General features: G+C 74.0%; 5 protein-coding genes and 1 pseudogene. 2 read left to right on the top strand and 4 right to left on the bottom strand.

All coding sequences use genetic code 11. The features are described from left to right. Positions 1-782 (bottom strand): annotated as a pseudogene (locus ACFQ11_RS28935) (hypothetical protein); the annotation flags it as partial. 361 nt (positions 783-1,143) lie between these two features. Between ACFQ11_RS28935 and ACFQ11_RS28930 the strand changes: the two are divergent. Beyond that, the gene (locus ACFQ11_RS28930) at positions 1,144-2,157 is read left to right on the top strand and encodes a tyrosine-type recombinase/integrase (RefSeq protein ID WP_378304298.1); all 1,014 of its coding nucleotides are present in this window, start codon (positions 1,144-1,146) and stop codon (positions 2,155-2,157) included. Between the two features lie 379 nt (positions 2,158-2,536). Here the strand turns inward: ACFQ11_RS28930 and ACFQ11_RS28925 are convergent, their stop codons facing one another. Together ACFQ11_RS28925 and ACFQ11_RS28920 are read right to left on the bottom strand one after the other, a co-directional pair. Beyond that, positions 2,537-3,358: an ABC transporter permease gene (locus ACFQ11_RS28925; protein WP_378304295.1), complete on the bottom strand. Its 822-nt coding sequence runs from the start codon at positions 3,356-3,358 to the stop codon at positions 2,537-2,539. After that, positions 3,355-4,299 (bottom strand): ATP-binding cassette domain-containing protein, encoded by a 945-nt coding sequence (locus tag ACFQ11_RS28920; protein WP_378304293.1) that lies wholly within the window; start codon positions 4,297-4,299, stop codon positions 3,355-3,357. Before ACFQ11_RS28920 ends, ACFQ11_RS28925 begins: the two co-directional genes overlap by 4 nt. Before the next feature lie 88 nt (positions 4,300-4,387). Here ACFQ11_RS28920 and ACFQ11_RS28915 point away from each other — a divergent pair, with 88 nt between their 5' ends. Next, positions 4,388-5,308 (top strand): TetR/AcrR family transcriptional regulator, encoded by a 921-nt coding sequence (locus ACFQ11_RS28915; RefSeq protein WP_378304291.1) that lies wholly within the window; start codon positions 4,388-4,390, stop codon positions 5,306-5,308. Between the two features lie 362 nt (positions 5,309-5,670). Here the strand turns inward: ACFQ11_RS28915 and ACFQ11_RS28910 are convergent, their stop codons facing one another. Then, positions 5,671-6,066 carry a RidA family protein gene (locus tag ACFQ11_RS28910; RefSeq protein ID WP_378304306.1) on the bottom strand — a complete coding sequence of 132 codons (396 nt, stop codon included), beginning with the start codon at positions 6,064-6,066 and terminating at the stop codon, positions 5,671-5,673. Between the last annotated feature and the right edge of the window lie 68 nt (positions 6,067-6,134).

Below are 6,134 nucleotides of genomic sequence, written 5' to 3'. Positions count from 1 at the left end.
CGGACGCGGGCGACGCGGGCGCCGCGATCTTCGGCGGCCTTGGCGTCGCGGGCGGCCGCGGCGGCGGCCAGCGCGTCGCGGGCGGCGTCGAGCGCCACCCGATGCGCCGCGATCGCCTCGGCGGTGTCGACGCGGACCCGTTCCAGAGCGGCGCGGCCTCGGGCGGCGTCCTGCGCGGCGGCTCGCTGCGCGGCGCGGGCGGCCTCGGCCGCGGCGGTCGCCTCCTCCCGCGCCTTGTCGGCGGACAGAGCCCGGGCCTCGGCCTCCGCCTCCGCCTGCCGGGCCGCCGTGGCCTCCGCCTCCGCCCGCCGGACCCGGGCCAGGGCCCCTTCCTGGGCTGCGGTGAGGAACTCCTGCAACCGACCCAGCTGATCTTGCAGGGCGGCGATGGCCGCCGGTACCTGCTGGGCGAGCGCCTCGGCCTGGCGGAGCGGTTCGTCGACCGCGGCGGCGTCCGCGGCACGGCGGTCTCGGCTGGCCTGGTCGGCATGCGCCTTGCTGCAGTACTTCGGAGGCCGTCCCCGGCCATGCGACGGCAGCGGCTCGGTGCAACCGGCCAGCGCGCACTCCCCCGCCGGTGCCTCGCCGGGCCCGGTGGCCGGCTCTGCCGCCCCGTCCGTCCCGGCGGGTACCCCGCCGCCGTCCGCGACCGGACCCGGCTGCCCGGCTCCGGCGCCCCCGGTGCCCGCCCCTGGCACGGGCGACTCGATGGTCCCGGATGCCGCCGGTTCGGGGGTCGCGGACCCGCCGGCGCTGTTGTCGCTGCTGTTCTCCCCGCTCACCCGCCCCACCATAGCGAAACTTTCGCTTCGCGTGTCGCTCAATGACTAACGCGACACGCGTAACGCGTAACGCCGATGCCGTTGTGGCTCCGGGATAATGACGCTTATCCTGGTGTGCATGATCATGAGCGGCGGGCGAAGCGCCACCGGCCTCGCAGGGACCCCCGGCGCACCACCCGGCGCGGGGGGAGCAGAGACCGGTCCGGAGGACGCGTTGGAAGGGACTGCTGTGCTCCCCGCGGCGACGGCGTCATCGGCTCCGGAGCCCGAGCCCGAGCCGGAGCCAGAACCGATCGGTCAGGCCGTCGCGCTACTGCCTGCGCTGCCGCCCGACGAACCGGGCGATCGCTACGGCCTGCGCTTGCTGACCGCCGCGTGGCTGCGCAGCCAGAGCAGCGACGCGACCCGCCGCGCCTACTACCGGGACCTGGCCGTATGGCTGGACTACTGCGCCCGCACCGGGCTGGACCCGCGTGCCGCGCGCCGCGCGGACATCGACGACTGGTCGGCGTCCATGACCGTCAGCGTCCGGGGCCGGACGCGCCCGCCGAGCGCCTCGACCCGGGCGCGCCGGCTGGCGGCCGTCTCGTCCTGGTACACCTACCTGCAGTCCAACGACGTCACCGAGCGCAACCCGACGTTGCTGGCCAAGCGACCGACCAGCGCGCAGATCGCCGCGGCCGCGCGCAAGGCCCCGACCCTCAGCGTCACCGAGACCGCGCTGCTCCTCGACACCGCCGAGAGCCGCGCGGTCGACCTGGGCACCGAGGCGGCATGGCGGGACGCGGCCGTGACCGCCCTGCTGTTCTACACGGCGCTACGGGTGTCGGCGTTCACCGGCGCGGACCTGGCCGATCTCGGCACAGAGGCCGGTTACCGGGTGCTGTGGCACAGCGCCAAGGGAAAGGGACCAGGCGGCCGGGACTACGTTCGGCTGGACGGTGAGCTCTGCAGGGTTCTGGACGCGTACCTTTCCGTCCGCGCCGCCCGGCACGCCGGCCGCTCGTGCCCGCCCGGACCGCTGCTGGTCACCACCCCGCACCCGTTCGACAGGTCCAAGCCCGGCGACAAGCGACTCACCCAGCGCGACGTCACCAACATCCTGCGCCGGCAGGCGCGCCTCGCCGGGTTGCCGGCCGCGTCACGGCTCAGCCCGCACAGCGGCCGCCGAACCGTCATCACCACCCTGCTCGGCAACGACGTCCCGCTGGCCAAGGTGCAGGATCTGGCCGGGCACGCCGACCCCCGCACCACGCGCGGCTACGACGACACCAACCACAAGCTCGCCTCCTCGCCCGTCACCGACCTCACCCGCATCCTCGCCCGCCACCGCTCCGCATCGCCCGAACCGGTGCGACGTGACGCGGAGCAGTGATGGCAGGGCGATGGAGCGTCCGGCGGACGAGGCCGGTGAGCCGAGCGGCCGGTCGCGCTGGAGCCGTCTCGACCGGCGGGCCATAGCCACGGCGCGCAGACCTTCCCGGTCTGGACGCCCCTCGGCCGGCACCGCCGCGGGGGAAGCGGTCGCCGTAGCGGTCGAGGGCGCTCCCTGGAGACCGTTGAGCGCTGGAGACCGTTGAGCCGGCCGCCGGGTTGATGTGCCACCGGGCGATCTCGAGGGCGGCCACCCGGACGAACCCGTCCACCGCGCCGTCGGCCGTGGACGAGCGCCGCGCCGTCGAGGTCGTGCCGACGGCGTGGCCGCCGGCCGGATACCGGCCGTCCGGCGGCCGGTCACGGCAGCGGGCGGCTCCTCACCGGCCCCTGCGCTTGTAGGTGCGGACGGACAGGGGGACGAACACCGCCAGCAGCGCGGCCGACCAGAGCAGGACGGCGGCCACGGGATGCGCGAGCGGCCAGGCGACGTCGCCGGTCGGGACGCCCGGATTGCCGAAGAGCTCGCGGGCGGCGGCGGTGAGCGCGCTCACCGGGTTCCAGTCGGCCAGGAACCGCAGCCACGCGGGCATGCCGTCGGTCGGGACGAACGAGTTCGACAGCATCGTGAACGGCAGGAACAGCGGCACCATCTGGTCGGCGACCTGCTCGTTCTTCACGACCAGGCCCACGTAGACGCCCACCCAGCCCAGCGCGTACCGCAGCACCGCGATGAGCAGGAAGGCCTCGGCCGCCGGCAGCAGGCCGCGATGCGGCTGCCAGCCCACCAGCAGGCCCGCCCCCACCATGATGCCCAGGGACAGCAGGCCCGTCAGCATGTCGGCGCCGGCATGCCCGAACGGCACCGCCGTCCGCGCCATCGGCATGGAGCGGAACCGGTCCATCACGCCGCGGGACGCGTCGGTGGCCACCCGCACCGTGACGCCCATCACGGCCGAGAAGGTCACCATCGAGAACAGCCCGGGCATGAGGTACTCGCGGTAGTCGCCGCCGCCCGGCACCTGGATCGCGCTGCCGAACACGTACCCGAACAGCACCACCATGACGGCCGGGAAGATCAGCGCGGCGATGATCTCCCCGGGCTCTTGGCGCACCCGTCCGAGCTCGCGGCCGATGAGGGTCAGCCCGTCGGTGACGGTCCAGCGCAGGCGGTGGCGGGGCGGCGCGGTGAGGGCGGTCACTGGACGGGCTCCTTACGGTCGGTGAGGCGCAGGAACACCTCGTCGAGGGTGGGACGGCGCAGGCTGACGTCGGCGGCGGCGACCCCGGCGCGGTCGAGTTCGCGGACGATGTCGGCGAGCCGGTGGCCGTCGCCGGGCAGGGCGACGCTGAGCCGGTCGGCGCCGGTCATCGCGGGGTCGGTCCCGGCGAGGGCGTTCAGGACGGCCGCCGCCGGGCGCAGCGCGCCGGGGTCGTCGAGGACGACGTCGAGGCGGTCCCCGATCGTGGCCTTCAGCTCGTCGGGGCTTCCCGTGGCGATCACCCGCCCGTGGTCGATGACGGCGATGTCGTCGGCCAGCCGGTCGGCCTCCTCCAGGTACTGCGTGGTGAGCAGCACCGTGGTGCCGTCCGCCACCAGTTCGCGGACGCTGTCCCAGATCTCGCCGCGGCTGCGCGGGTCCAGGCCGGTGGTCGGCTCGTCCAGGAACAGCACCTCGGGGCGCAGGATGAGGCTGGCGACCAGGTCGAGGCGGCGCCGCATGCCGCCGGAGTAGCCGGCGACCTGGCGGTCGGCGGCGTCCAGCAGCCCGAAGCGCTCGAGCAGCTCGTCGGCCCGCCGGTGCGCCTCGCGCCGGGACAGGTGGTAGAGCCGCCCGAACATGCGCAGGTTGCCGCGGCCGGTGAGCTTCTCGTCGACGGCGGCGTACTGGCCCGCGAGCCCGATCCTGGCCCGTACCTCGTCGGACTCGCGGACGACGTCGTGCCCGGCGATGCGGGCGTGCCCGGCGCCGGGGTCGGACAGCGTCGCCAGGATGCGCACCGCGGTCGTCTTCCCCGCGCCGTTCGGCCCGAGCACGCCGCAGACCGTCCCTCTCGGGACGCTCAGGTCCAGGCCGCGCAGCGCGTGTGTGTCGCCGAAGGATTTGTGCAGCCCCTCGGCGACCACGATCGGATCAGCCATGATCCCTCCAATTGGGTACCGTGTACGTGGTCATGACGGTGAGCGTAAGCCACTGAGTACTGCGTACGCAACAGAGGAGGCGGCAGGGGTGTCCGACGCCGAGTACGTGAACATCTGGATGCGGCCCGAGCGCCAGGCTCGCGGGCCGCGGCCGGCCTACAGCCGCGCCCAGATCACGGAGGCCGCGATCCGCATCGCCGACGCCGAGGGGATCGAGGCCGCCACCATGCGGCGGATCGCCGCCGAGATCGGCGCGGGCGCGATGTCGCTCTACCGGTACGTCCCCGGCCGCGACGACCTCGTCGAGCTCATGGCCGACCGCCTGATGGGCGAGATCGATCTGGAGGGCGTGCCGTCCGGCGACTGGCGCGCGGATCTGACCCGTTACGCCGACGGGGTGCGCGCGATGTGGCTGCGGCATCCGTGGATCGCCGCGGTGCACCGGTCGCTGCCCGGCTTCGGCCCCAACCAGCTGCGCGTGATCGAACGGGTGACGGGGATCCTCGACCCGCATGTCTCCATCGACGAGAACCTCAGCCTCATGTCCATCCTGACCGGGTACGTCGAGAGCGCGGTCCGCGAGGAGATCAGCCAGGCCGAGGAGGTCCGCCGCAGCGGGCTCACCCCGGCGGAGTGGATGGCGCGGAGCTCCCCCCGCGTCCAGCGGCTGGTGGAGAGCGGCGAGTATCCGATGTTCACCAAGATCGTGCTGGAGGCGCGCCAGCCGCATCTCGCCGCCGGCGACCAGTTCAGGTACGGACTGGAGCTCGTCCTCGACTGCGTGGCCGCGGCCATTTCGTCACCGGGCGCCCCTCCCCTCCCGCGTGACGAAACTTTCGTCACGGCGCCCTCCTGTGACGAAACAACGGACGGCGCCGCCCCGGCCGCCCCGGCCGCCGCGTGCCCCGTGTGCGGCGACGCCGTCCCCGAAACCGCGACCGGACGTCCCCGCAGGTACTGCTCGCGCGCGTGCCGGCAGAGCGCCTATCGCGCCCGGAAAAGAACCTGATCCCCCGAGACGGAAGAGCGCCCCTGGAGCCCTCCGCTCCAGGGGCGCCGCCCCTCTGTGATCGCAGGCTTCCTCGGGACGCGCGCGGCCCCGGTGATGGGCTCCTGTCCCGCCCGGGGGGCGAGGCCCCCGGACGCAACGCGGAGCGATCCCCGCCTCCGGGCGGCCACGCCGGACGCTCGGGTGGCATCGCCGGAACCCACCGGACGACCAGCAGAGCCGAGGGGCGCGCCCGTCCCCGGCCGCGTTCGCCGGCCGAGAAGGGGCGCAGCGCCTACCCGCTCGCCGATGCCACGATCACTCCCGGCGTCCGCGCCCCCGGGAACTGCGGTGCGGACTGCGTCGAGGGCGGGGCGGGCGCGTCACCCGACGGCGGTCCCTTCGAGTTCGACCATCAGGACGGGGATCGCCAGCCGTGTCACCCCGAGCATCGTGGTGGTCGGTGCCGCCTTGGCGGCGCCCAACCGCCCCGCCAGGATGCCGTAGTGCTGGAAGAGCGCGTCGACGTCGGTGGTGTAGACGTTGAGCCGGACGAGGTCCGCCAGGGACATGCCGGCCTCGCCGAGGACGGCCTCCAGGTTGTCGAGGCTCAGCGTCAGCTGCGCCGCCATGTCACCGGCGTGCTGCGGCTCGCCCGCGCCGCTCATCGCGGTCTGCCCGGAGCAGTACAGCGTCCGGGCGTGCCCGGAGACGATCTCGCCCTGGTTGTATCCCATCTCCAGCGACCACGGCCACGGGTTGACCGCCGTTCGTTCCACTGCCATATCGGCTCCGTTCGATTCGTCGTCAGGACGTACGTCCGTCGGTTCGGCAGCCGCCATGCTCG

Source organism: Actinomadura sediminis (assembly GCF_042675525.1).
GTDB lineage: Bacteria > Actinomycetota > Actinomycetes > Streptosporangiales > Streptosporangiaceae > Spirillospora > Spirillospora sediminis.
Note: the sequence above shows the minus strand (reverse complement) of the source record. Positions and strands in the feature narration are given on the sequence as shown.

Bases quoted from the DNA above. Each gene is read 5' to 3' on its own strand.
- ACFQ11_RS28920 (WP_378304293.1), bottom strand. From the start codon at position 4,299: ATGGCTGATCCGATCGTGGTCGCCGAGGGGCTGCACAAATCCTTCGGC.